The organism is Methylobacterium sp. GC_Met_2 (genome assembly GCF_026540795.1).
GTDB lineage: Bacteria > Pseudomonadota > Alphaproteobacteria > Rhizobiales > Beijerinckiaceae > Methylobacterium.
In genome coordinates, this window is record NZ_JALNUM010000024.1 from 25,261 (window position 1) to 49,388 (window position 24,128).

Sequence of the window (24,128 nt, forward strand, 5' to 3'; positions counted from 1 at the left end):
TTTGTCTTTGCGAGCGCAGCGAAACAATCCAGAGTGGCGCCACGCTTACGGATGTCGCGCTGCCCTGGGTCGCGTCGCTGCGCTCGCGATGACGATGTGGGCTTCGGGTTAGGCTGGTCGGCTCAGTCGCCTTGCATTGGCCTGGACCTTCCGTCGGTAGCTGCGGATCACCTTGCCGTTCGAGGCCCCTGTGGCGAGCATCATGGCGGCCTCGCCGGCGGCCATGACCTTCTCGGTTACCATCAGTTGCGCCTCGGCCTGGGCGGCCGGACCGCCGAGGGCGAACATCACCATGCGCTGAGCGATCACCCCCTGCGCCTCCAGGCCCAGCATGGCCATGTCCATGCCCGTCTTCCACCAACCGAACAGCATCGCGTTCCTCATGTTGCCCGTGGCAACTGTTGCACAGGGCAACGGTCGAGCCTGGTTCCGGGTCCCGGCATGCGCCCAGGTCTGCATGGGGTGCAAGCGTTATCCCGCACTGCGACATCACGCTTTGCGCCGCCCAGGCGGATGCCGTAAGCGCCAGGGCATTCCGCCGGACAGCGCCCACCGCCATGATACGCCTGGACAAGATCACCAAGCAGAACGGGCGGCAGCTCGTGTTCATCGAGGCCTCGGCCGCCCTGCAGCGCGGCGAGAAGGTCGGGCTCGTCGGGCCGAACGGGGCGGGCAAGACCACCCTGTTCCGGATGATCATCGGCGAGGAGCAGCCCGACGAAGGCCAGGTCTCGGCCGACCGGGGCATCACGATCGGGTATTTCAGCCAGGATGTCGGCGAGATGTCCGGCCGCAGCGTCGTCACCGAGGTGATGGACGGGGCCGGGCCGGTGAGCACGGTCGCGGCCGAGCTGGCCGAGATCGGCGCGGCTTTGGCCGATCCGGACCGGGCCGACGAGATGGACGCCCTGGTCGAGCGCTACGGCGAGGTCCAGGCCCGGTTCGAGGAACTCGACGGCTACGCCCTGGAGGGCCGGGCCCGGGAGGTGCTGGACGGCCTGAGCTTCAACCAGGAGATGATGGACGGCGATGTCGGCGCCCTCTCGGGCGGCTGGAAGATGCGCGTGGCGCTCGCCCGCATCCTGCTGATGCGCCCGGACGTGATGCTCCTCGACGAGCCGTCGAACCACCTCGACCTCGAGAGCCTGATCTGGCTCGAATCGTTCCTCAAAGCCTATGACGGCGCTCTGCTGATGACCTCGCACGACCGCGAGTTCATGAACCGCATCGTCAACAAGGTGATCGAGATCGACGGCGGCGCGCTCACCACCTTCTCGGGCGATTACGCGTTCTACGAGGGTCAGCGGAAGCTCAACGAGGCGCAGCAGCAGGCGCAGTTCGAGCGCCAGCAGGCGATGCTCGCCAAGGAGATCGCCTTCATCGAGCGCTTCAAGGCCCGGGCCTCCCACGCCGCTCAGGTGCAGAGCCGGGTGAAGAAGCTCGACAAGATCGAGCGGGTCGAGCCGCCCCGGCGGCGGCAATCGGTGGCGTTCGAGTTCCAGCCGGCGCCCCGCTCGGGCGACGACGTCGTGATGCTCAAAGGCGTGCATAAGCGCTACGGCAGCCGCACCATCTACGAGGGGCTCGACTTCTCGGTGCGCCGCCGCGAGCGCTGGTGCGTGATGGGCATCAACGGCGCCGGCAAGTCGACGCTCCTGAAGCTCGTGACCGGCACCACCGCGCCCGACGACGGGGCGGTCACGATCGGCGGCAGCGTCAAGCTCGGCTACTTCGCCCAGCACGCCATGGACCTCCTCGACGGCGACCGCACCGTGTTCGAGACCTTGGAGGAGGCCTTTCCGCAGGCCGGCCAGGGCTCGCTGCGGGCGCTCGCCGGCTGCTTCGGCTTCTCGGGCGACGATGTCGAGAAGCGCTGCCGGGTGCTGTCGGGCGGCGAGAAGGCCCGGCTGGTCATGGCGCTGATGCTCTACGACCCGCCGAATTTTCTGGTGCTCGACGAGCCGACCAACCACCTCGACATGGGCACCAAGGAGATGCTGATCACGGCGCTCGGCAATTACGAGGGGACGATGCTGTTCGTCTCCCACGACCGGCACTTCCTGGCGGCGCTGTCGAACCGGGTGCTGGAGGTGACGCCGGAGGGCATCCACCAGTATGGCGGCGGCTACACCGAGTACGTGGCCCGCACCGGCCAGGAGGCGCCGGGCCTGCGGAGCTGATGGGCCAGCCTGCGACGGCTGCGCCGCTTACGTCGCGGGACAACCCCGGTTAGGCTTTCGCGAAACGGCCGGATCCGGGACGCCGTGCGACGCCTGCTGAAATTCCTCCACACGATGGGCTCGGCCGGGCTGCTCGGGGCGCTGGCGTCCCTGGTGGTCATGCTGGCGCTGACCCCACCTCCGAGCGCCCTGCCCGGCTACGCGGCGATGCGCGGCGCGATGGGCGCAGTCGCCACCTGGGTGTTCCTGCCCTCGCTCGCCGTGACGCTGATGTCGGGCCTGATCGCCATGGCGGTGAACCGGGCCTACCTCAACGCAGGCTGGGCGTGGCTGAAGCTCGCCACCGGCGTCCTGATGTTCGAGGGCGGGCTGGTCTACGTTCAGGGTCCGATGAAGCAGGAGGCCGCACAGAGCGCACGGGCGCTGGCCGGCCTGCTCGATCCGGCGGCTTTGGCGGTCTCGCTCCCCGGCGAGCGTGGGACGCTGTGGGTCCTGCTCGCGATCTCGGCTGCCAACGTCGCCCTCGGGATCTGGCGTCCGCGGATCCTGCGCATCCCGAGCTAGTCGCGACGCAACCGCTATTTGCCGATACAAAAGCCGGCAAATAATCGATCGAGCACATCCTCGACCCCGACATGGCCGGCGACCTCGCCCAGCGCCCGGACGGCGAGGCGGAGATCCTCGGCGACGAGTTCCGGCTGGCCGTCGGACCCAGCGATCAGGCGATCGAGATGGGCTGTACAGGCTTCAAAGGCGGCCCGATGGCGCGCCCGGGTGATCAGCGCGTCGCCCTGCCCCAAGCCGGCCTCGGCCTGCGCCTGGATGGCGTCGAGGAGGGTATCGAGCCCATCACCCGTCTGGGCGGAAACCCACAGAACGCCGTCCGATCGCGGATTTTGAAAGCCGGCTAATAGATCGGTCTTGGTGTGCACCGTCAGGACCTGATCGGTGGTGTCAGCGAGGTCAGGTTCCGTTCCGCCGGGCGGTACGAGGGCCAGCACGAGATCGGCGGTCTCGATCCGCGCGCGGGTCCGCCGGATCCCCTCGGCCTCGACGGGCTCGGCCGTCTCGCGCAGACCCGCCGTATCCACCAGCAGCACCGGCAGGCCGGCCAGATCCAGCCGCACCTCGATCGCGTCGCGCGTGGTGCCGGGCGTGTCCGACACGATCGCGACGTCCCGCCGGCTCAGGGCGTTGAGCAACGTCGACTTCCCGGCATTGGGCGCACCCGCCAGCACCACGGTGAACCCGTCCCGCAGCCGCTCGCCCCGGTGCCCGTCCCGCAGGATTGCGGCGATCTGGTCGCGCAGGGTGGTGGCCCGACCGAGCAGCGTGGCATCGAGCCCGGCCTCGTCCACGTCGCCCTCGTCGGCGAAATCCAGGGCCGCCTCGGCGGCGGCGAGGCAATCGATCGCCTCGGCGCGCCACGCCGCGACCTGTCGGCTGAGGGCCCCGTCGAGCTGGCGCAGGGCCTGCCGCCTCTGGCCCTCGGTTTCCGCGTCGATCAGGTCGGCGACGGCTTCGGCCTCGGCCAGATCCATCCGGCCGTTGAGGACCGCGCGTCGCGTGAAGGCGCCCGGCCCGGCTGCACGGCATCCCGGCATCCGGGCCAGGACGGCGAGCACGCCCATTCGCACCGCTGGCCCGCCATGGAGGTGCAACTCGGCCATGTCGTCGCCGCTGTAGGTGTTCGGGCCCGGGAGCCAGACCACGAGTGCCCGGTCGAGCTCAGTCCCGTCATCGGGATTCCGGAGCGTCCGCAGCGAGAGCCTGCGTGGCGCCGGCAAGGCTCCGCACAGATCGGTGAGCACGGTTCGAGCCCCTGGTCCGCTGAGGCGGATCACTGCGACGGCCGCCCGGCCGAAGCCGCTGGCCGGGGCGAAGAGCGTTTCGGTTTCGGTCATGGCAGCCGCGACGCGCAAGCTTCGCCTTCTTCATGTCATCCGTGCGTGTTTCACGTGAAACAGCCCAAGACCCTATACCCCATCCGGTGGCTGGGCCGATCCCGCTTCATGCAGACCCGTCGAACCGCGATGGAGGCCAGGATGCATCCCACACGCCGCACCTTGCTCGCCGCGTCGCTGCTCCTGCCGATGCAGCCCGCGATGGCGGCGGCCGAACCGGACCTTGAAGCGCTTGAGCGGCGTATGGGCGGCAGGATCGGCGTCGCGGCCGGATCGGCGGACCGCATCCTACTCCAACACCGGGCGGACGCGCGTTTCCCGATGTGCAGCACCTTCAAGGTCCTGGCCGCGGCTGCGGTGCTGGCACGAATCGATGCCGGATCCGAGCAACTCGATGCGCCGGTGTCGTATCGGGCGGACGCTCTCCTGAGCTACGCGCCCGTGACCCGGAAGGCCCTGGAGACGCAGGGCGGCGCCGGCCGGCTCTCGGTGGCCGAACTCTGCGCCGCCGCGCTCGAATGGAGCGACAACACGGCGGCCAACCTCCTCCTCGCACGCCTCGGTGGGCCGGAGGGCCTGACCGCTTGGCTGCGGAACACCGGCGACCCCGTCACCCGTCTCGATCGCGACGAGCCGACGCTGAACACCGCGATCCCCGGCGATCCCCGCGACACCACCACACCGGAGTCGATGCGCGCGACCCTCGGCCGGATCCTCCTCGGCACCGTCCTGGCGCCGCCGTCGCGCGCCCGGCTGGAGGACTGGATGGTCGGAAGCCAGACCGGGTTCAAGCGGCTCCGGGCGGGGCTGCCGAAGGACTGGACTGTCGGCGACAAGACCGGCACCGGCGACAACGGCACGTTCAACGACGTGGCGATCCTGCGGCCGCCGGGCCGTGCGCCCGTGACCGTGGCCGTGTACATCACCGGCTCCACCCTGCCCGCCGAAGCGGTCGATTCGGTCCATGCCGAGATCGGCCAGCTCATCGCTGCGCGGATCGTCGCCGCGTGAGGCCAAGTCCACGAAACCGTCATGGCCAAATCAGCCCCGAAGACCACCCGGGCGACCCAGGCCCTCGATAAGGCCGGCCTGCGCTACAGCCTCCACGCCTACGACTACGATCCCGATGCAACGCGCATCGGCCTCCAGGCCGCGGAAGCGCTGGGCGTCCCGCCCGGCCGCGTGCTGAAGACCCTGATGGCAGCGGTCGATCGGCGCCCGGTCTGCCTGCTGGTTGCCTCCGACCGGGAGGTCTCGATGAAGCGGGTGGCGACCGCCTTCTCGGGCAAGGTCGCCGGGATGCTCAAGCCCGCTGATGCCGAGCGGCTGACCGGGTATCATGTCGGTGGCATCAGCCCGCTCGGCCAGAAGCGCGCATTCCCGACCGCGATCGATTCCGGTTCCCTCGGGGATCCGGGTGCCGAGATCCACGTCAACGGGGGCGGACGGGGCCTGCAGATCCGGCTGACCGAGGGGGATCTCGTCGTGGTGCTGCAGGCGCTGGTCGTGCCGCTGACCTGATGTCTGCCCATCGGGTAATCGACCGTTTACCTTGCTTCACCACGCTGCCGGCTCGCGATGGCGTTGGGGATTGAATGCGGATGATCGGGCGCAGGGGGACGATGGCGCTTGGATTCGCCTTGTTGCTCGCCGGCCCCGGCGCAGCCGCGGATCTCGACGTCCGAGGCGCCTACGGGGCGGCGGAGGTCACCGCCCGCCTCCGCTTCTTCCCACGCAGCGATGGGATCGACCGTCCGCCGGTTTATGCCCTGCGCACCCGTGCGGTGCCGGTCGGCTGCACGCCGCGGCGGGCGCCCGTCCCCACCAACGCCCCGGACGATCCGAGCTATGTCGGCTCCGAATATGGGCTGGCCCATCCGAGCTATTACGGGTTCACGCCACCGCTCGGCGTCGATGATCCCTTCGGCCGCTCCCTGCTGCCCTACTGTCGCTAATTCCCCTCCCCGACATCATGCTCTAAGCAGAGCTGCGTTGGCACGCCGACGCATCTTCCGCTCAGGTCCTTGGCCGGTCGCAGGTTTTCATCGCAAGACCGGCGGCCACTCTTGCGAAACCTTCTGAGACGGGCGGTCCCGCCCCTCTGGAGCCCGTGCCGTGCCCGATTCGGTTCCCCAGCGCTTCAGCGATCCGGCAGCCCTGCGCCAGTGCGTGGCCCGATGGCGTGCGGCGGGCGAGCGGATCGTCCTGGTCCCGACCATGGGTGCCCTGCACCGGGGACACCTCGCCCTGGTGGCGGAGGCCCGGCGGGCCGGTGACCGCGCGGTGGTCAGCATCTTCGTGAATCCGACCCAGTTCGGCCCCAGCGAGGATTTCTCGCGCTATCCGCGCGACCTCGAGGCCGATCTCGCCCTGCTGGGCGAGGCGGGGGCCGACGCCGCCTGGACGCCCGCGGTCGAGACCATGTACCCGCCGGGCTTCGCCACGCGGATCGAGGTCGCGGGTCTGTCCGAGGGGCTGTGCGGCCCGTTCCGGCCCGGCCACTTCGCCGGGGTCGCCACGGTGGTGACCAAGCTTCTGAATCAGGTCCGGCCCGACACGGCCCTGTTCGGCGAGAAGGATTTTCAGCAGCTCCGGGTGATCCAGCAGGCGGTGTCCGATCTGGACATGGGGGTCGAGATCCGTGGCGTCCCGACCCTGCGTGAGCCCGACGGCCTCGCCCTGTCGTCGCGCAACCGCTACCTGTCGCCCGAGGAGCGCGCCATCGCCCCGAAACTCCACGCCGTGCTGTCCGACATCGCCTTCGCCTCCCGCAACGGCACCGGGGTCGCCGGGCGGATCGCCGCCGGACGGGCGGCCCTGGAGGTAGCAGGCTTCCGGGTCCAGTATCTCACGATCTGCGATGCCCGGACCCTGGTGCCGGTCGAGCGGGTCGAGGGGCCGGCCCGCGTCCTCGCGGCGGCCTACCTGGGACGGACGCGGCTGATCGATAATCTCGCGGTCTGAGCCTCGTCATCGCGTCATGGTTTCGAAAGGTCGAGACCTTTTGCGGGTCCAGGGCGGAGCCCCGAAAACCCTCTCGGGGCTCTGCCCTAAGCACCCGTCAAACGGATGATTCCTTTAGAGTCGACCGGGTTTCGCTGCTCGGCCACGATGAGCTCCGCCGCCGCACCCCGTGGCCGCCGAGACACCCCGGTTGGATTTCTCGCGCCATCCAACCCCATGATATTGGCGGCGCCAAGCTGACCTGCTCTCTGCTCGTGGCGTGATCAGAGCACGCCCGGCCTCGACCTTCCTGGCCACCACCCTTGCCTGCGCGGCCCCTGCCTGCGCCGGCGATGCCATCGAGGGCATGGCGGGACCCTACGGCGAGCGCCTGCGCTACGACGAGAAGGGCCTGAGCCTCACCTTTCCCGAGCCGGACATCACCCTGCAGATCGGCGGACGGCTCCATCTCGATGCCGGTGGGGCGCGCTTCAGCCGGCCCGAGGGGCCCGAGGCCTTCCCCGACAATTTCGTGGTGCGCCGTTCGTGGATCGAGCCGACGCTCACGATCGGCCGGGATTGGGTGATCGCCTTCCAGTACGATTTCAGCGACCCGGTGGTGCCGATCAACGACGCCTTCGTGGCCTGGAAGGGGCTGCCGGACACGATCGTGACGCTCGGCAACATGAAGGTGCCGCTCAGCCTGGAATGGCTGCAGAGCAACAACGACACCCTGTTCGTCGAGCGCTCCGGGGCCAACGCCCTGGTGCCGGAGCGCCGGTTCGGCGTCGCGGTCGGGCGGAACGGGCAGGCCTGGACCGCGGTGGCCGGCGTGTTCGGCAACGCCGCCAGCAATGGCATCTCCGGCGACGGGGTGGCGGTGGCGGCCCGCGCCACTTACGCGCCGATCCTGGAGGAGCGCGAGACCCTGCATCTCGGGCTGGCGGCGAGCTACCGCAGCCGGTCCCGGAGCGACGGCGCCTTCGGCTTCTCGGCCCCGGCGGGCGCGGCCCTGTTCGAGCGCCAGCTGGTGGATACCGGTGACCTTCCGGATGCCGCGCGTGTCACCCGGTTGGGGGCCGAGTTCGCCTATCGCCGGGGCCCGGTCCTGCTCCAGGCCGAGTACATCCGGGCGGAGCTTCAGCCGTTCAGCGGCCCCGGGAGGCCCGCCGCTGGTCTCGGCTTCCAGGGTGGCTACGTGGAGGCCGCCTGGGTGCTGAACGGCGAGGGGCGCGGCTACGCGCTCACGCCCCAGGGGGGCACCACCTACGCGACCTTCAAGGGTGTCACCGTGGCGGACGGCCAGCGGGTCTCCCGAGGCGGGATCGGCGTGTTTGAGCTGGCGGCGCGCTACAGTGCCATCGACTTCGACGCCCGGGGCTTCCGCGGCGGGCTGGAGCAGGACGTGACCCTCGGCCTGAGCTGGTATCCCGAGCCCAATCTCCGTCTGATCGCCAACTACGTCCGCGGACGCGTGCGACCGGGCGAGGCCCAGGCGGACACGTTCGGGCGCGCGCCGTTCTCGGTCGACACCGTGGTCGGGCGCCTGCAGATCTCGTGGTAAGTCCGGGTTTCCAAAGGGCTCCGCCCTTTGGCGGGGTTCGGGCGCGGAGCCCCTGACGCTCGGGCTTCGCCCGGCACCGGACCACGTCCGGCACCGGACCACGTCCGGCACCAGGGCTCTGCCCTGGTGCCGCGAAAGGGCTTGCCCTTTCGAAACCCTGACGTTGCGATGGAGAACGCGCTCAGACGGCCCGGCGCAGGACCGAGCGGAAGGGCCGGCGCTCGGGGCCTGGCTCGGTGGGCGGCTCCGGGGTCTCGGGTGGCGCGGTCAGGACCTCGGTCCGCACCGGGCGCGGCGCCGCGAAGGCCGTACCCTGCGCGAAGGGCACGTCGAGGTCGATCAGGTCGGGGATGTCGGCCTCGTCGGTGATGCCCGTGGCGACGAGACGGATCCCGACCCGCGCCAGGGCCGGCCCCGTATCCTCGACCGCGAGGTCCGACAGGCTGCCCGGAATCGCCTGCGGCCGCAGCAGCATCGCGGCCGGCACCCGGACCTGGCCGATGCCGAGGGCGGCGAGATCCACCGCGTCGAAGCGCAGGTCGTCCGGCCGGTCGAGGCTGAAGCCGATCCGTCCGCGGAGCGGCATCAGGAGGCCGCGCTGGCCGGCATCGAGGCCCCGCCAGCTCGCCTGCGGCAGGGCGATCACCAGACCGGCCAGGGACGGATCCTCCGCCACCGCGCGGCCCAGTTCGCGCAGCAGGCCGGGCTCGAACAGCGAGAGCGGCGAAAGCGCGTAGGTCAGCAGGGTGTCGCTGCCGCGGCGGGCGAGGTGCCGCACCACCAGGGCGGCCCGCTGCAGCATGCGGCGGTCGAGTTCGGTGGTGCGGCCATAGCGCTCCAGCACCGGCAGGAAGGTCTCCGGCTCGGCCGGAGCCGCGGCGCCTGGATCGCCGATCCGCAGGCGCGCCAGCGCCTCGTAGGCCACGACCTTGCGCTGGGGCAGACTGACCACCGGCTGCAGGTGGATTTCCAACCCGTCCTGCTCGAAGGCCCGGATGATCTCGGCCTCGCTCGCCGGGTCCCGCACCGGCCGCGGCGGGATCGGACGGGGCGGGATCGGTCGCGGCGGGACCGGCACCGAGGCCGGCGGTTCGGGAGCAGGCGGCTGGACGGCAGGCGGCTCGAAGACCGCTGGCCGCCGTGCTGTGGCCACCGCCTGGGGCGGAGCGGCCGCGGGGGGCGGAGCGGCCGCGGGGATGGGCTCCCGCGGAGCCGGCGCGGGAAGGGGTGGCGCAGGAGGCGCCGGTGCGGGCCGGGCATTGAGACCCGCGATCTCGACGTCCTGCGTGCTGACCACCGTGGTGAGGTCGCGCACGATGCCCGAGAGGAGGCCGAACTCGACGGTCAGCTCCTCGATCTGGGCCCGCAGTGCCGCCTCGCCGGAGTCAGGCGCCGGCTTGACCGCGGTGGTCTCGACCTTGAGCAGGCGCCGGGACAGGAGATCGACTTCGCCCGACAGTTTCTCGCAGCGTGCCGTCAGGGCCTTGATGCGGGTGAGGGCGAGGCCGGACGCCGCGGCCGACACGGCGCCGAGCGTCAGGGCACTCCAGAGCGGCAGGAACACGGCGAGCGGCCCGAACACGACGAGCCCGAGAAGGGTAGCCGTCAACAGCCCCGCGTACCGGCCGAGGACCGGGACCATCGTCTGAACACCTGCCGGATTCGCGCACCGGTCGCCGGGGAAGGTCCCAGGCGAAGCCCCGCCGGGCGCGAATCGAATCCGTCGATCAATGGCCCGGAGGGACCGGCGCGGCAAGGCCGTGGGCCGGCGCCCATCGATCGGAAGCCTGTTAATTCCGTGGGGTGTGACGCCCGCGCCCGCTGGAACGTTGCGGAATCGTCACGGCGCGCCTGATTGCGTGGCGATCCGGGATGGGTTGCGCGCCTTGCAAATGCACAGGTCAGCAAAACGCGCCATAAAGCGTGGCCATGACGTCTGTGCCCCCGCGTAAATCCCGACTCCGCGCCCTTCTCGGCGTTGGCGCGCTCCTCGCCGCGTGCGGCACGACCGCGTCCCGCGCGGCCGATCTCGCCGCCGATGTTCCGCGGCAGACGCCGACCTTCACCATGGTCGATCCCAGCACGTGGATCGTGACCCTGAGCGGCTCGATCCAGGCGATCCCGCGCTACCCCGGGGCCAGCGACTACGCGGCGGTGTTCTATCCCTCGATCGACATCCGGAAGGTCGGCGAGCCGCGCCGCTTCTCGACGCCGGACGACGGCTTCAGCCTGTCGCTCTTCGACAACGGGACCTTCCGGATCGGTCCGACTGCGCGATTCGTGCCCGGGCGCTACTACGGCGACGACAGGCGGCACCTGTTCGGCTTCCGTGACGCGCGCTTCGCGGTCGAGCCGGGCGTGTTCGCCGAGTTCTACCCGGTCTCCTTCATCCGCACCCGAGTCGAGGCCCGGCAGGGCGTCTACGGGCATCACGGTACGGTGGGCTCCCTGGCGGCCGACTACCTGATCCCGGTGGACGAGTTCCTGTTCTCGATCGGGCCGCGCTTCAACATGGGCGATGCCAGCTACGCCCGGAAGTATTTTGGGGTGTCGCCGGTCGAGGCCGCGCTCAACGGCCGTGTCACCCCGTACGATCCGGCCAGCTTCTACTCGGCCGGCGTGCTCGGCGGCGTGACCTACACGCAGAGCGAGACGTGGGCCTACTCGGCCTTTGCCGGCTACACCCGCATCCTCGGGGCCTCCGGCGCGAGCCCGCTGGTGCGCCGGCCCTTCGGCAACCCGAACCAGTACCAGTTCGGCCTGCGGATCGATTACGCGTTCCGGATGCCGGCGCTGTTCTGAGCCCGCGCTTGCACCGGTCGCTCCGGGCTCCGACATTCCGGCGATACGGATCACGGAGGCTCACATGGATGCGACGCACGCCGACCTGCTGATGCGGGTCGAGGGCATGACCTGCGACGGCTGTGCCGCTGCGGTGACCCGCACGGTGAAGCGCCTCGACCCCGCGGCCGAAGTTCAGGTGGACCGGGCGGCGGGACGGGTGGCGATCCGCACCGACGTGCAGGCGCTGTCGATCGCCGAGGCCCTCACCAAGGCCGGCTACACGGCCACGGCCATGACGGGCTGAGCCTCCGTCTTGGTTTCGAAAGGTCGAGACCTTTCGCGGGTCCAGGGCAGAGCCCTGGAAACCCCCTTAGGGACGGAGATCTCAGGGCTCCGCCCTGAGCACCCGCCAAAGGGCACGCCCTTTGGAAACCCGGGATTGCGAAGCGATCAACCGCTAAGCGCGGCTCAGGTACATCCCGGTCAACAGCAGGGCGAAGGCCGCGAGCCCGAACGCACCCTCCTTGCGATGGCTGGTGTCGAGGAAGGGGGCGGCGGCACCGGCCGCGCAGCAGGCAGCGCCAAGACCGATCGTAAGCGAGGACATCGTTGTCTCCCCCACCGCGCGTCACCACGGCGACGCTGCGAAGCGAGGTCTCCCGGGTGCCTGCCGGACACCGACGCCCAGCTAGGAATCGGGGACAGGGCAGGTTTGCACGCGAACATCCGGCTGGCAAGACGCGTTCATCAGTTCTTCATCGGCCGATGAAAAGTAAATCAATACTGATCATTTTCAGAGCATCCCGCCAGTATCAAAAATACTGTATTCGGGCGCCGCACCGAGGAGTTTGGCGCCTGGGTGGGCCGGAGCCAACCGGCGCCGGCCCGTTGACCGTTGCGCCCGCCCGCCTTTAGACCGGCTGACACCACGCCCGGCGCCATCGTTCCCGTTGGGACCATCCGGCGATACGTCCGCAGACGCAGTTCGAGATTCGATGCCCCTCCCCTCCTTCGACCGGTTCGACGTCGCGGTCGTCGGTGGCGGCCATGCCGGCGTCGAGGCGGCGGCCGCCGCGGCGCGCTGCGGGGCGCGCACCGCCCTGGTCACGCACGATCCGGCCACGATCGGCGCGATGTCGTGCAACCCCGCCATCGGGGGGCTCGGCAAGGGCCACCTCGTGCGCGAGGTCGACGCCCTGGACGGGTTGATGGGTCGGGTCGCGGATGCGGCCGGCATCCAGTTCCGCCTGCTCAACCGCCGGAAGGGGCCGGCCGTGCGCGGGCCCCGGACCCAGGCCGACCGGAAGCTCTATGCCGCCGCCATGCAGGCCGCGATCGCCGAGACCCCGGGCCTGACCGTGGTGGCGGGCGCCTGCGAGGATCTGGTCCTGGATGCGGCGGGCCAGATCCACGGCCTTGTCCTGGCGGACGGGCGCAGCCTCGCCTGCGGCGCGGTGGTGCTGACCACCGGCACCTTCCTGCGGGGCCTGATCCATATTGGCGAGCGCCAGATCCCGGCCGGCCGGGTCGGCGAGGCGCCTGCCATCGGGCTGGCCCAGACCCTCGACCGCCTCGGCCTGCGCCTTGGCCGCCTCAAGACGGGGACGCCTCCGCGCCTCGACGGTCGGACCATCGACTGGGCCGCCTTGGAGATGCAGGATGCCGATGCTGATCCTGTGCCGTTCTCGACGCTCACCGAACGCATCACCAATCCGCAGATCCGCTGCGGCATCACCCGGACGACGCAAGCCGTCCACGATCTGATCCGCGCCAACCTGCACCGCTCGCCGATGTATTCCGGCGGCATCGCCAGCCGGGGCCCACGCTACTGCCCGTCGATCGAGGACAAGGTGGTGCGCTTCGGTGACCGCGCGGGCCACCAGATTTTCCTGGAGCCTGAAGGACTCGACGATCCGACGATCTACCCGAACGGCATCTCCATGGCCCTGCCCGAGGCGGTGCAGCATGACCTCGTCCGGCTGATCCCGGGCCTGGAGCGCGTCGAGATCCTGCGGCCCGGCTACGCGATCGAGTACGATTACGTCGATCCCCGCGAACTCGATACGGGGCTGCAGGTGAAGCGGTGTCCCGGCCTGTTCCTGGCTGGTCAGATCAACGGCACCACCGGCTACGAGGAGGCGGCGGGGCAGGGTCTGGTGGCCGGCCTGAACGCCGCGCTCCGCGTGGGCGGCCTCGAGGCTGCGACCTTCGACCGGGCCGAATCCTACCTCGGCGTCATGATCGACGACCTCGTGACCCACGGGGTCAGCGAGCCCTACCGGATGTTCACCTCGCGCTCGGAGTACCGGCTGTCCCTGCGGGTCGACAATGCCGATGCGCGTCTGACGCCCCGCGGAATCGAGCTTGCCTGTGTCGGCTCCCGGCGTGCAGCGCATTTCACGGCCTCCCAGCAGACGCTCGACGCGGCCCGGACCCGGCTCGACGCCCTGACGTTGACGCCGAGCCAAGCCGCCGGCCACGGCCTCAGCCTGAACCGCGACGGGATCCGGCGCACGGCCTTCCAGCTCCTCGCCTATCCGGAGATCGAATGGCGGGATCTTGCGGGGATCTGGCCGGACCTCGCCACGGTGCCGCCCCTGGTCGCTGACCGTCTGAAGACCGACGCGACCTACGCGGTTTATCTCGACCGGCAGAACGCCGACATCGCGGCCTTCCGCCGGGACGAGGCGGTGCGGCTTCCGGCGAGTCTGGACTACGCGGCGATCAGCGGACTCTCCAACGAGATGCGCACGAAGCTCGAGACCGTGCGGCCCGGCACGCTGGGGCAGGCGGCACGGATCGAGGGCGTGACGCCTGCCGCCCTGACGCTGCTGGCCGCCCATGCCCGCCGGGGCGATTGGGTGGGTTTGGGTCGTCCGTCGGCATGACGGATCCCGACCGCGCCCGCATCCTCGCCGCCTCCGATGTTTCACGTGAAACAGCCGAGCGTCTGGACATCTACGTGGCGCAGCTCCGCCGCTGGCAGCCGATCAAGAATCTCGTCGGCCCCGCCACCCTGACGGAGGTCTGGAGCCGGCATATCGACGACGCGCTCCAGCTCCTCGATCTGGCCCCAGAGGCGAAAACCTGGATCGATCTCGGCTCCGGCGCCGGCATCCCGGGGCTGATCCTCGCCATCGCGGGGGCGGAGCGCGGGATCCGCGTGGATCTTGTCGAGAGCAACGCCCGCAAATGCGCCTTCCTGACCGAGACGGCCCGTCTCACCGGGGCTCCGGTCCGGGTGCGCAACGCGCGGATCGAGGCGGTGATCGGCGACTATGTCGGAACCACCGAAATCGTCTGCGCCCGGGCCCTCGCGCCCCTGTCCCAACTCCTCGCCTGGACGGAGCCATTGTTGAAAACGGGTACCACCGGTCTGTTTCCGAAGGGCCGGGATGCGCAAGCCGAATTGACCCAGGCTGCCGCGCAGTGGACAGTCGTTAACGACCTCGTGCCGAGCCGGACCGATTCCGAAGCCCGGATCGTGCGCGTCACCGCCCTCGCCGCCCCGAGTCATCGATGAGCGAAGCCATCCTCGGCGAGCCCGCCGACCGGTCCATGGAGTCTTCCGTGCGTCGACCTCTGCGCGTCCTGGCGCTTGCCAACCAGAAGGGCGGCGTCGGGAAGACCACGACGGCGATCAACCTCGGTACCGCGCTCGCGGCGATCGGCGAAGACGTGCTGGTGATCGATCTCGACCCCCAGGGCAACGCCTCCACGGGCCTCGGGATCGACCGGGCGAGCCGGCGGGTCTCGACCTACGAGGTCATGGCCGGCGAGGCGTCGCTCGCCCAGGCGGTGATCCCCACGGCGGTGCCGCGCCTGTCGATCGCGCCCTCGACGATGGATCTCCTGGGGCTGGAGCTGGAACTCGCCACCTTGCCCGACCGGGCGCATCGCTTACGCGGCACGCTCAAGAGCCTGACCCAGGCGCCGAGCCTGAGCCGGATCAGCTACGTGCTGATCGACTGCCCGCCCTCGCTCAACCTGCTGACCATCAACGCCCTGGCGGCGGCCGATGCCGTGCTGGTGCCGCTGCAATGCGAGTTCTTCGCCCTTGAGGGCCTGAGCCAGCTGCTGCGGACTGTCGAGCAGGTGCGCGGCGCCCTCAATCCGAAGTTGACGATTCAAGGCATCGTGCTGACGATGTTCGACCCGCGCAACAACCTCTCCGCCCAGGTGGTGGCGGATGTGCGCGGCTTCATGGGCGACAAGGTCTACGAGACCGTGATCCCGCGCAACGTGCGGATCTCGGAGGCGCCGTCGCACGGCAAGCCGGCCTTGCTGTACGACCTGAAATGCGCCGGCAGCCAAGCCTATCTGCGCCTCGCCTCGGAGGTGATCCAGCGCGAGGGCCGGGTTCCGGCGGCGGCCTGACGGCGACGAGAGAGCCCCCACCAAACCGGGGGTGCGTGTGGAGCGTGAGACGGGTGGCAAGCATGGCGGAGGAGGGGGCAAGACCCCGGCTGGGGCGCGGTCTCGCCGCACTGATCGGCGATTTCAGCGATGCCGCGCCGACGCCCGCGAAGATCGAGGGGCAGCGCAAGGTTGCCATCGAGTTCCTGCGGCCCAACCCGCGCAACCCGCGGCGCAGCTTCGGTGAGGTTGAACTCGCCGAACTTGCGACCTCGATCACCCAGCGCGGCCTGATCCAGCCGATCGTGGTCCGCCCGATCGGCGACGTGCCGGGCACGTTCGAGATCGTGGCCGGCGAGCGGCGCTGGCGGGCGGCCCAGCGGGCCGGGCTCGACGAGGTGCCGGTGGTGGTGGTCGAGATCGACGACCGCGCCTCGCTGGAATTCGCCATTCTGGAGAACGTCCAGCGCAGCGACCTCAACCCGATCGAGGAGGCCTCGGGCTACGAGCGCCTGATGCAGGACTTCTCGTACACGCAGCGGGATCTTGCGGAGATCCTGGGCAAGAGCCGCAGCCATCTCGCCAACACCCTGCGGTTGCTCAACCTGCCGCCCGCCGTGCAGGACCGCCTCTCCGCCGGCGAGCTGACCGCCGGCCATGCCCGCGCCCTGCTGTCGGTGAAGGACCCGGAGGGTCTGGCCCGCCGGGTCGTGGCCGAGGGCCTGTCGGTGCGGCAGGTGGAGGCCTTGGCGTCGGCCGAGGCCGAGGCCGCGCCGTCCGAGATCCCCCGCCCCGGCCGCCCGCGTCTCTCGGCCGAGCGCGCCGCGCCGGTGCGCGATCTGGAGCTGCGGATCCGGCGGGCACTGGGCGTCGAGGTGTCGTACCGCCCGAAGGACGAGACCTCGGGGGAGATCCGGATCCGCTACGAGACCCAGGATGAGCTGCAGGCGCTGCTGAACAGGTTCAAGGTCTCGGACGGCTGACCGGAGTCGGGGATCCCAAAGGGCGAGCCCTTTGGCGGGGTGTCGGGGCGGAGCCCCGACATCGGGCTTCGCCCGAACCCATCAGGGCTCCGCCCTGCACCCGCAAAAAGCCTCGGCCTTTTGAAACCTGGACGTCTACCGCCGCCGCCGCGCCCCTGCTTCCGCGACCCGCAGCAGCGCCGCGGAGGCGAGCGCATGCGCCAGCTCAGGCTCGGCCCGCCGGCAGGCGAGGACCGCCCCCTGCAGGGCCACCGCGGCCTGACGCAGGGTGCTGGGCCCCCAGGTGCCGAGCTGCCCCTCCAGGCTGGCCTTGCGTTTGAAATGCAGGCCCCGCCACGTCGCCACCATCATGGCGGGCGTCTTGTCGGGGTTGTCCAGCCGGGTCGTCAGAAGCGTCAGGGCGTGCCGCAGGGCCGAGCCCAGCACCACGCCCGGATCCAGGCCCTCGTGCCGGAACCGCCGGTAATCGCGCTCCACGGCCGCGTGGCGCCCGTCGAAGGCGGCGTCGATCAGCGTGTTGAGCACGCTCGCCGCCACGTCGCTGGTGATGGCCTCGACGTGATCCAGCGTCACGGTGCCCTCCCCGGCGGCGTAGAGGGCGAGCTTCTCGATCTCCATCAGGCTCGCCCGGCGGTCGCCGCCGAGGCTGCGGGCCAGGACCTCCCGGGCGGCCCGGTCGATCCGCAGGCCGCGCTCCTGAAGGGTTCGGTCGATCAGGTCGGCCAGCGTGCGCTCGTCATCCGCGTAGCAGGGGATCGCCAGCGCCCGGGGGGAGCGCTCGCACAGGGTGCGCAGCGGATTGTTCTTGGCGAGGTCGCCCGCCTCCACGACGATGCGGGCCTCGGCCACCGGCGTCCCCAGCACCGCTTCGACGGCCGGCGCGTAGTTGCGGCTCCCCGGCCGGATCCAGATCGACCGGCGGCCGCCGAACAGGCCCATCGTGCCGGCCTCGTCGCACAGGCGGCCTGGATCGGAGGCCAGCGCATCGCCATCGATGCGCACCAGCGCGAAGGGATCGGCCGGATCGGGGACGAAATCCTCGGCGAGCTTGCGGGCACGTTCGGTCACGAGGCCGGTATCGGGCCCGTAGACGAGGATCACCGGGATGCGCGGATCGGGCCCGCGCCGGAGGAGCCCCTCGATCTCACCGGCCTTGACGGCTGTCATGCCGGTTACGGCTTGGTGGAGAGGACAGCGGCCAGCCGGCTCTTGATCTGGTCGGACAACACGCTGGCGAGCCGGATCTCGGCATCGCGCGCCGCCCGCTGGCTGGCGAAGCGCTGGACCGAGCGGTCATAGGTCGCGGTCGAGGTGGCCACGCCCTCGCTGTAGACCTTGGTGCCCGCCATGTCCTCCAGGCTGTACTTGATGTTGGCCACCAGGGTGCCGGCCTCGGCGCGGCCGGTGGTCGAGGACACGATCGGGGTCTGCACGATCTCGGAACCCGAGAGCTTGAGCCGGTAGCACTTTGTCGCGGGCTGGCCCGACCCGTCGAGGTCGAACACCAGTTCGCTGCGCAGGTAGTGGCCGAGCCGCTCCTGGCCCTGCGCCATCGCGACGTCGTCGACCTGCACGGAGGCTAGCAGCGCCGGGACCGATTCACCCGAGGCGGTCGGTCCATAGAGCGGACGGAAGCAGGCCGACAGGCTCAAGCCCAAGCCGGCCACGCAGGTCAAGCGGGCGATCCGCCCCGCGAGTGATACACCCGAACCCACCATCACGCCGTCGTTCCGCCCCGCTTCGCCGGATCGTTCTAGCGCGGACACGGCGTGCCGCGCCACCAAGCTACGCGGCGCGGATTACGATTCCACTGCGGCAGGACCGTGGTCGCTCGGTTTCAGAGTGTCGCCAGATAGCCGGAGACCGTCGCCACTGCCAGCACGGTCGAGACCAGCACCACGGTGGCGGTCAGGTCGGCCTCGCGCCGGTAGAACTCCGCCAGCATGAACGGCCCTGTGCCGGTGGGCAGCGCCGCCATCAGCACGGCGGTGTGCAGCAGGAGCGGCGGCAGGTCGAACACGGTGCGGCCGAGCCCGTAGGTCAGCAACGGATGGACGGCGAGCTTCAGCCCGACCAGCAAGGCGGCGATCCGCGCATGCCCGTCCCGCCCTGCCCCGCCGCGGCTTCGGCGCCTCTGGGCCAGGAACAGGCCGAGCGCCACCAGGGCGCAGGGCGAGGCTGCGCCCCCGAGGAGTTTCAAGAACGTCTCCACCGGCGCCGGCACGGCGAGGCCGAGGTTCGGAACCAGGGCGCCCAGCGCCGGGGCGACCAGCAGCGGGTTGCGCACCAGGGAGCGGCCGACCGCCAGCCAGATCGGAACGCGGGGACTCCCCTGCCCGCCCCCCGGATCCGCCCGACGCAGCCCGATCTCGATCAGCACGATCGCCACCGCGAACACGGCGCAGACCGTCAGGATCACCGCCACCGTGGTGGGGGCGAGCGCCTCCGGCCCGAAGGCCACGAGCGCCAGGGGAAAGCCCATGAAGCCGGTATTGGCGTAGCCGGCATTGAGCCCGTCCAGGGCGGAATCGGCGAGCGGCCGCCCGGCCCCGCACCGGATCAGGACGGTGAAGGCGAAGACCGCGAGGCTGCTCAGCCCGAAGGCGCCGATGAAGCCGGGTTTCCAGAGGTCGGCCCAATGGGCGTGGGCGGTGACGTCGAACAGCAGCGCCGGCAGGGCCAGGAAGACCACGAAGCGGTTGAGTTCCGTGGTGGCGGCGGCGCCGAGCACGCCGATCCGCCGGGCGAGCCACCCGGCGAAGACGAGCGCGAAGATCGGCAGGACGACCGGAAGAGTCGACAGCATGGCGGGTCCAGACCGGAGGACGAGGCTCCGGCCTTAGGACGAAATGCGCGCCGATCTCCAGTGCCGGGGGCGGGGGCCTGCCATGCCCGTGTCCCCTGCCCCGCCCGCTACCAGCGGTAGATCAGGCTGCCGATCACCGTGGCGGGGGCACCGCGGTAGCAGTTGCCGAATGCACAGGTGTTATAGGTCCGGTCGAACACGTTGTAGGCGTTGATCTGCGCGCGCAGGCCCTGGTATTTCGGGTCGATCGCCGCGAAATCGTAGGCGACCAGCGCGTCGTAGAGCGTCACGGTGGGGTTGCGCACCGTGTTGTCGTCATCCGCAAAGCTCGTGCCGATGTAGCGGATGCCGCCGCCGATCGTCAGGCCGCGCAGGGGCGAGGAGGTCGGGAACGCGTAGGTGAGGAACGACGCGTAGGTGTCGCTCGGGATGCCGGAGACGCGGTTCCCATCCTGCGTCGCGCCCGTGAACGAGGTCTGGTTCACGAAGCGGAAGTCGAGGTGCGTGTACGCGATGGTCAGGTTCGTGCCCGGCGCGAGGTTGGCGGTCGCCTCGGCCTCGAAACCGCGGGAGCGCACGGCGCCGGTGGCGGATTGGAAGGCGATGTTGGTCGGGTCGGTCCGCAGAATGCTCGACTGCTCGATGTCGAAGCCCGCGAACGCCGTCTGGATGTTGGTGCCGGGGATCAGGTACTTCACGCCGGCCTCGATCTGGTCGCCGGTCGCTGGCTTGAAGGCCTGCCCGCGCACGTCGGTGCCCACCTGCGGCGTGAAGGTCGTAGCGTAGCTAGCATAGGGCACGAGGCCGGGTGCCAGGATGTAGCCCAGGCCGACGCGGCCCGTGAAGGCGGTGTTGTCCTGGCGCGTGACCGCGCTGACCGGCGTCGCGCGGTTGTCCTGGGAGATCCAATCGTGGCGTCCGTTCAGGGTCAGGATGAAGTCGCCGAACCGCGCCTGATCCTGCAGGTAGACGCCGATCTGATCCTGCGCCTGCCGGGTCGGGCTCCCCAGCGTCGGGGTCGGGATGAACTGCCGGCCGTAATTCTGGGTGAGCAGGTCGAGGTCGGGCGCCGGGCCGCCCCCAAAGCGGTTGCTCAGCCCGTAATGGGCATAGTCCACACCCGCCACCAGGGTGTGGGTAACCGGGCCGGTGACAAGGTGCGCCTCGAGCTGATTGTCCAGCGTCTGCTGCACCAGCCCCTCGCGGATGTAGCCGGTCGAGCGGGAGCCCAGCGTGCGCGCCGCGTTGATGGAATCGATCCCGGTGTACTTGGCGCTGAGGAAGACGCCGTAGTGGCGAAAGTTCTGGCGAAAGATCAGATCCTCCGAGAACCGATGCTCGAAGGCGTAGCCGACCCGGTACTGGGTCTGGTCGAGACCCGCGAAGCGTGGGTCGCCGCTGTAGTACTTGGTCACCCGGAAACCGGGATCGTTGTAGTAGAACACGGTCGCGGGCGTGTTCCGGACCTGGAACTCGCTCAGGAAGGTGAAGGTGGTGTCGGCCGAGGGCTTCCACGTGAAGGCCGGGGCGATGTTGAGCTGGTCGTCGTTGGTGCCGCGGCCGATGAAGGTGCCGGCTTCCCGCCGTACGCCGGTCAACCGGTACGCCATGGTGCCGTCCGAGCCCTCCACCGGGCCGCCGATATCGAAGTTGCCCTGGAAGCGGTCGAAGCTGCCGCTCTGGAACCAGACCTCGCCGAAGGGCGCGAAGACCGGGCGCTTCGAGGTCGCGTCAAGGATGCCGCCGGGTGAACCCAGCCCGTAGAGGCCCGAGGCCGGCCCGCGCAGGACGGTCACGGCCTCCAGCCCGTAGGGCTCGATGCGCGGAAAGATGAAGCCGCTGCCGATCTGGCGCAGGCCGTCGCGGTAGGTGCCCTGGTTAGACAGCACGTCAAAGCCGCGGATGAAGACCTGATCGAAGCGCGGATCGAAGCCCGAGACGTTGACGCTCGCCCCCGGCACGTAGGCCAGCGCGTCGCTGAAGCTCTGGACGTTGCGGTCGTTGAGCTGCTCGCGGGTGACGACCGAGACCGATTGCGGGGTCTCGATCAGCGGCGTGTTGGTCTTGGTCGCGGTGGGGCTGATCCGGGCGACGTAGCCGGTGATGCCGGACGGGCCTCCGCCCCCGCCGCTGGTCGCCGCCGTGCCGCCGTCGCCGCCGCTCACGTTGCCGCCCAGCCCCGCACCGGCTGCGACCGCGGGGCCGGGGCCGACGGCCTCCACGGAGATCTCGTTGAGCTGCACGCTCCGGTCCTGCGCCAGGGCGGGCCCCGCGAGGGCGGTGGAGGCGAGGAGCAGCCCGAGGCGGGCGGTACGCATGGACATCGAGAACCCTGTTGGAGCGCCTTTGGATCGGCACTGGGCTCACGATTGATCGATCACGGGTTGTTGATCAAGCCAAATACGTGTTGTAAATCACACACTTAGAAGACTTAAAAACTGGAATCGTTCGAGCCTAGAACTCCAGTGGCGGCTCGCGCAGAGCATCTGTCTCCCGGGTGCAGATGGCCTGATCGGGGGCTGCCCCGGCGCCCGTCCCGGCACTCGTCATGGCCGTGCGGAGTTCGGCGCGGGCCTTCTCCATGTCGGCCCGAAAGCTCGGATCGCCCATCAAGGCGGCGAAGACCGACGTGCCGGTGAGGCGCCCCGCCACCACGTCGCTGAGCCAGTGCACGCCGCACACGACGCGGCTCTCGCCGTAGGCCCGCCCGCGCACCAGGATCGCGGTCGCCTTCTCGGGTACCAGGGCGGCCAGGATCAGCGCGTAGGCCCAGCCCTGGGTGGCGTGACCGGACGGGTAGCTGAAGCTGTCGGCGAGTTTCTCAGTCCGCTGCACACAGATCGGCGCCTCGTTGCCCACGAACGGGCGCAGGCGCCGGTAATGCACCTTCGGGGCCCGGGTGGCATGGGCGAGGTCGAGGCGGGTGCGCTCCAGCAGGTTGATCACCGCCGGCACCCGGGCCTGGTCGATCCGCGTCCCGAGCACGCAGGCGAAGTTCTCCAGCACCGCGGCCGCACCCTCGGCCACGTCGTTGGCGGCGATCTCCCAGCGGGGGCTGCCCTTGAGGGCGCGGGTGGTGGCAAAGGCCGCCCGGTCGGCCTTGTCGAGGGGCGCGTCGTGAGCCGGCGGCGGCGGCAGGATCTGGACCGCGTCCGGCAGCGCCGTATCGGCGAGGTAGGGCTTCACCGCCGGCTTGCCGGGCTTGAGCGTGTCGGCGCCGAGGGAGGGCGGAGCCGAAGGCGCAGGTGATGGGGCAGCCGAAGGCGCAGACGATGGGGCCGGGCGGGGCGCCTCTTCGGCCCAGGCCGGGATCGCGGCGGCGAGCAGGGCCAGAAGCGACAGGGTGGCGGTCGGCAGGGTCAAGGTGCGGGGCATCGGATCCGTGGCGGGCTCGGATGAATCGGCGGGCCGCTCCCGCTGCCAAACGAACGGCTCGCCCGGCCGGTTCAGTCCCTGCACAGGTGCCGGCGCCTGTCCAGGGCGGGTGTCCCGATGTTGACCCCGGCGCCGGGAGGCGCGAACCCTCTTGAAACGACACCGGTATCCGGCACGATGGCTCAACCGCTCGACCGCGCCCGTCTCCTCGAAGCCTTCGAGGCCCTGGGCTCCGACTTGGCCGATCATGGGCAGTTCGTCGAACTCGCCGTCTACGGCGGCGGGGCTCTGATGCTGCAATTCGCGTGGCGCCGGTCCACGGAGGATGTCGATGCCGTGGTCCGGGCCGGCTACGACGAAGCCGCCCTCGCCCCTTCGGTGCAGCGCGTCGCCGAGCGGTTGGGCTTCGAGCCGGATTGGCTCAACGATGCGGTCGGCATGTTCACGCCCCTCGACGAGGACGAGTCCCTGTTCGCGCTGGCCGGCACCTATCCGACGGGCGGCACACCCGGTCTCCGGACGGTCCTGGCGACACCGTCCTATCTGCTGGCGATGAAACTCCATGCGCTCGAAAGCCTCGACCGCGGCGACCGGGATCTGAACGACGCGCGGGCCTTGGCGGCCCACCTGAACATCGGCGATGTCGAGACCCTCGATCATCTCTACCGCTCGATCTACGGCGAGGCACCGCCGCCGGAGGCGCGCGCCCGCTTCCGAACCGTCGTGGGGGCGAACCCGTGAGGCCGCATAACCTCACCGCATTGGTCGCGCGCGCGCACGACGACGGCGACTGGGAGCACCACCTGCGCGACTTCCTCGACGCTTTCTACGCGGCCGATGGCGACACGGCCCGGCAGGCGACCTTCATCGCGGAGGAGCCCGGCCGGATCGGGCTGCCGGAGGCCGACGCCTTCCTGGGCGGGGTCGGGGAGCATCTGGCCCGGCGCTGGGGCCTGCCGATCCCCAGCTGGGTCCGCGCCGGGGATCGCTATCTGACCAAGGCCCTGTTCGTCCCTGATGAGCGGGCTTTGCGGAGCTACCTGATCTGCGTCAGCCCGGTGGCGTTCCGGACGCGGCTGATCTTCACGGGGCCCGACCCGCTCCAGCGCGCCCGGTTCCCCTATCATCGCGGCGTGATCACGCTGCCGCCCGAGCATCCCCGGGGGCAGGGTGGAACCCTGCCATCGGGCGAAGCCCGATGACCAGGGCTTTGCCCTGGCGACCCACCAAAGG

General features: G+C 70.2%; 24 protein-coding genes. 15 read left to right on the top strand and 9 right to left on the bottom strand.

The window, feature by feature from the left end; translation table 11 throughout:
- Nucleotides 1–108: 108 nt before the first annotated feature.
- Nucleotides 109–372: a hypothetical protein gene (locus tag OXS49_RS11110; RefSeq protein WP_244005213.1), complete on the bottom strand. Its 264-nt coding sequence runs from the start codon at nucleotides 370–372 to the stop codon at nucleotides 109–111.
- Nucleotides 373–557: 185 nt separating this feature from the next.
- Between OXS49_RS11110 and OXS49_RS11115 the strand changes: the two genes are divergently transcribed.
- On the top strand, nucleotides 558–2,180 hold the full coding sequence (locus OXS49_RS11115; RefSeq protein ID WP_267424140.1) for an ABC-F family ATP-binding cassette domain-containing protein: 1,623 nt from the start codon (nucleotides 558–560) through the stop codon (nucleotides 2,178–2,180).
- An 84-nt stretch (nucleotides 2,181–2,264) separates the two neighbouring features.
- Nucleotides 2,265–2,744 (top strand): hypothetical protein, encoded by a 480-nt coding sequence (locus OXS49_RS11120; RefSeq protein ID WP_244005208.1) that lies wholly within the window; start codon nucleotides 2,265–2,267, stop codon nucleotides 2,742–2,744.
- A gap of 14 nt (nucleotides 2,745–2,758) precedes the next feature.
- Here the strand turns inward: OXS49_RS11120 and mnmE are convergent, their stop codons facing one another.
- Nucleotides 2,759–4,084, bottom strand: coding sequence for a tRNA uridine-5-carboxymethylaminomethyl(34) synthesis GTPase MnmE (gene mnmE, locus OXS49_RS11125; RefSeq protein ID WP_267424142.1), 1,326 nt, complete (start codon nucleotides 4,082–4,084; stop codon nucleotides 2,759–2,761).
- Nucleotides 4,085–4,225: 141 nt separating this feature from the next.
- Here mnmE and bla point away from each other — a divergent pair, with 141 nt between their 5' ends.
- The 5 genes from bla to OXS49_RS11150 all read left to right on the top strand — a co-directional run bounded on the left by bla (nucleotide 4,226) and on the right by OXS49_RS11150 (nucleotide 8,591).
- Complete coding sequence (bla, locus tag OXS49_RS11130; protein WP_267424144.1) at nucleotides 4,226–5,095, top strand: class A beta-lactamase; 870 nt, start codon at nucleotides 4,226–4,228, stop codon at nucleotides 5,093–5,095.
- A gap of 21 nt (nucleotides 5,096–5,116) precedes the next feature.
- Entirely contained in the window at nucleotides 5,117–5,605 is a 489-nt protein-coding gene (locus OXS49_RS11135; protein ID WP_244005202.1) for an aminoacyl-tRNA deacylase, read from the top strand.
- Nucleotides 5,606–5,679: 74 nt separating this feature from the next.
- Nucleotides 5,680–6,039: a hypothetical protein gene (locus tag OXS49_RS11140; protein WP_244005200.1), complete on the top strand. Its 360-nt coding sequence runs from the start codon at nucleotides 5,680–5,682 to the stop codon at nucleotides 6,037–6,039.
- A 160-nt stretch (nucleotides 6,040–6,199) separates the two neighbouring features.
- Nucleotides 6,200–7,048 (top strand): pantoate--beta-alanine ligase, encoded by an 849-nt coding sequence (gene panC / locus OXS49_RS11145; protein ID WP_267424147.1) that lies wholly within the window; start codon nucleotides 6,200–6,202, stop codon nucleotides 7,046–7,048.
- A 259-nt stretch (nucleotides 7,049–7,307) separates the two neighbouring features.
- A complete protein-coding gene (locus tag OXS49_RS11150; protein WP_267424149.1) occupies nucleotides 7,308–8,591 on the top strand; it encodes a porin in 1,284 nt (427 codons plus the stop codon).
- A gap of 181 nt (nucleotides 8,592–8,772) precedes the next feature.
- On the opposite strand, the gene OXS49_RS11155 is transcribed toward OXS49_RS11150, so the two are convergent.
- Nucleotides 8,773–10,233 (bottom strand): EAL domain-containing protein, encoded by a 1,461-nt coding sequence (locus OXS49_RS11155; RefSeq protein ID WP_267424151.1) that lies wholly within the window; start codon nucleotides 10,231–10,233, stop codon nucleotides 8,773–8,775.
- A 287-nt stretch (nucleotides 10,234–10,520) separates the two neighbouring features.
- Between OXS49_RS11155 and OXS49_RS11160 the strand changes: the two genes are divergently transcribed.
- A complete protein-coding gene (locus OXS49_RS11160; RefSeq protein WP_244005192.1) occupies nucleotides 10,521–11,393 on the top strand; it encodes a MipA/OmpV family protein in 873 nt (290 codons plus the stop codon).
- 64 nt (nucleotides 11,394–11,457) lie between these two features.
- Nucleotides 11,458–11,679, top strand: coding sequence for a heavy-metal-associated domain-containing protein (locus OXS49_RS11165; RefSeq protein ID WP_267424155.1), 222 nt, complete (start codon nucleotides 11,458–11,460; stop codon nucleotides 11,677–11,679).
- 153 nt (nucleotides 11,680–11,832) lie between these two features.
- On the opposite strand, the gene OXS49_RS11170 is transcribed toward OXS49_RS11165, so the two are convergent.
- Nucleotides 11,833–11,982, bottom strand: coding sequence for a hypothetical protein (locus tag OXS49_RS11170; protein ID WP_267424157.1), 150 nt, complete (start codon nucleotides 11,980–11,982; stop codon nucleotides 11,833–11,835).
- A 388-nt stretch (nucleotides 11,983–12,370) separates the two neighbouring features.
- On the opposite strand from OXS49_RS11170, the gene mnmG reads away from it, so the two are divergent.
- From mnmG to OXS49_RS11190, 4 genes are all read left to right on the top strand, one after another.
- Entirely contained in the window at nucleotides 12,371–14,263 is a 1,893-nt protein-coding gene (gene mnmG / locus OXS49_RS11175; RefSeq protein WP_267424159.1) for a tRNA uridine-5-carboxymethylaminomethyl(34) synthesis enzyme MnmG, read from the top strand.
- Entirely contained in the window at nucleotides 14,260–14,898 is a 639-nt protein-coding gene (gene rsmG, locus OXS49_RS11180; RefSeq protein ID WP_244005184.1) for a 16S rRNA (guanine(527)-N(7))-methyltransferase RsmG, read from the top strand. Before mnmG ends, rsmG begins: the two co-directional genes overlap by 4 nt.
- Nucleotides 14,895–15,752 carry a ParA family protein gene (locus tag OXS49_RS11185; protein WP_276081665.1) on the top strand — a complete coding sequence of 286 codons (858 nt, stop codon included), beginning with the start codon at nucleotides 14,895–14,897 and terminating at the stop codon, nucleotides 15,750–15,752. Before rsmG ends, OXS49_RS11185 begins: the two co-directional genes overlap by 4 nt.
- A gap of 62 nt (nucleotides 15,753–15,814) precedes the next feature.
- Entirely contained in the window at nucleotides 15,815–16,714 is a 900-nt protein-coding gene (locus OXS49_RS11190) for a ParB/RepB/Spo0J family partition protein (protein ID WP_267424161.1), read from the top strand.
- Nucleotides 16,715–16,849: 135 nt separating this feature from the next.
- On the opposite strand, the gene holA is transcribed toward OXS49_RS11190, so the two are convergent.
- The 5 genes from holA to OXS49_RS11215 form a co-directional block, all read right to left on the bottom strand.
- Complete coding sequence (gene holA / locus OXS49_RS11195) at nucleotides 16,850–17,881, bottom strand: DNA polymerase III subunit delta (protein ID WP_267424163.1); 1,032 nt, start codon at nucleotides 17,879–17,881, stop codon at nucleotides 16,850–16,852.
- A gap of 5 nt (nucleotides 17,882–17,886) precedes the next feature.
- Nucleotides 17,887–18,432, bottom strand: coding sequence for an LPS assembly lipoprotein LptE (gene lptE, locus OXS49_RS11200; protein ID WP_267424165.1), 546 nt, complete (start codon nucleotides 18,430–18,432; stop codon nucleotides 17,887–17,889).
- Between the two features lie 119 nt (nucleotides 18,433–18,551).
- On the bottom strand, nucleotides 18,552–19,520 hold the full coding sequence (locus OXS49_RS11205; RefSeq protein WP_244005179.1) for an AEC family transporter: 969 nt from the start codon (nucleotides 19,518–19,520) through the stop codon (nucleotides 18,552–18,554).
- Between the two features lie 107 nt (nucleotides 19,521–19,627).
- Nucleotides 19,628–21,844, bottom strand: coding sequence for a TonB-dependent siderophore receptor (locus OXS49_RS11210; RefSeq protein WP_267424168.1), 2,217 nt, complete (start codon nucleotides 21,842–21,844; stop codon nucleotides 19,628–19,630).
- A gap of 130 nt (nucleotides 21,845–21,974) precedes the next feature.
- On the bottom strand, nucleotides 21,975–22,895 hold the full coding sequence (locus OXS49_RS11215) for a phosphatase PAP2 family protein (RefSeq protein ID WP_267424170.1): 921 nt from the start codon (nucleotides 22,893–22,895) through the stop codon (nucleotides 21,975–21,977).
- A 177-nt stretch (nucleotides 22,896–23,072) separates the two neighbouring features.
- Between OXS49_RS11215 and OXS49_RS11220 the strand changes: the two genes are divergently transcribed.
- Both OXS49_RS11220 and OXS49_RS11225 read left to right on the top strand, forming a co-directional pair.
- Entirely contained in the window at nucleotides 23,073–23,636 is a 564-nt protein-coding gene (locus tag OXS49_RS11220) for a hypothetical protein (RefSeq protein WP_244005172.1), read from the top strand.
- Nucleotides 23,633–24,097 carry a hypothetical protein gene (locus tag OXS49_RS11225; protein WP_244005170.1) on the top strand — a complete coding sequence of 155 codons (465 nt, stop codon included), beginning with the start codon at nucleotides 23,633–23,635 and terminating at the stop codon, nucleotides 24,095–24,097. Before OXS49_RS11220 ends, OXS49_RS11225 begins: the two co-directional genes overlap by 4 nt.
- The last annotated feature ends 31 nt before the right edge of the window (nucleotides 24,098–24,128 follow it).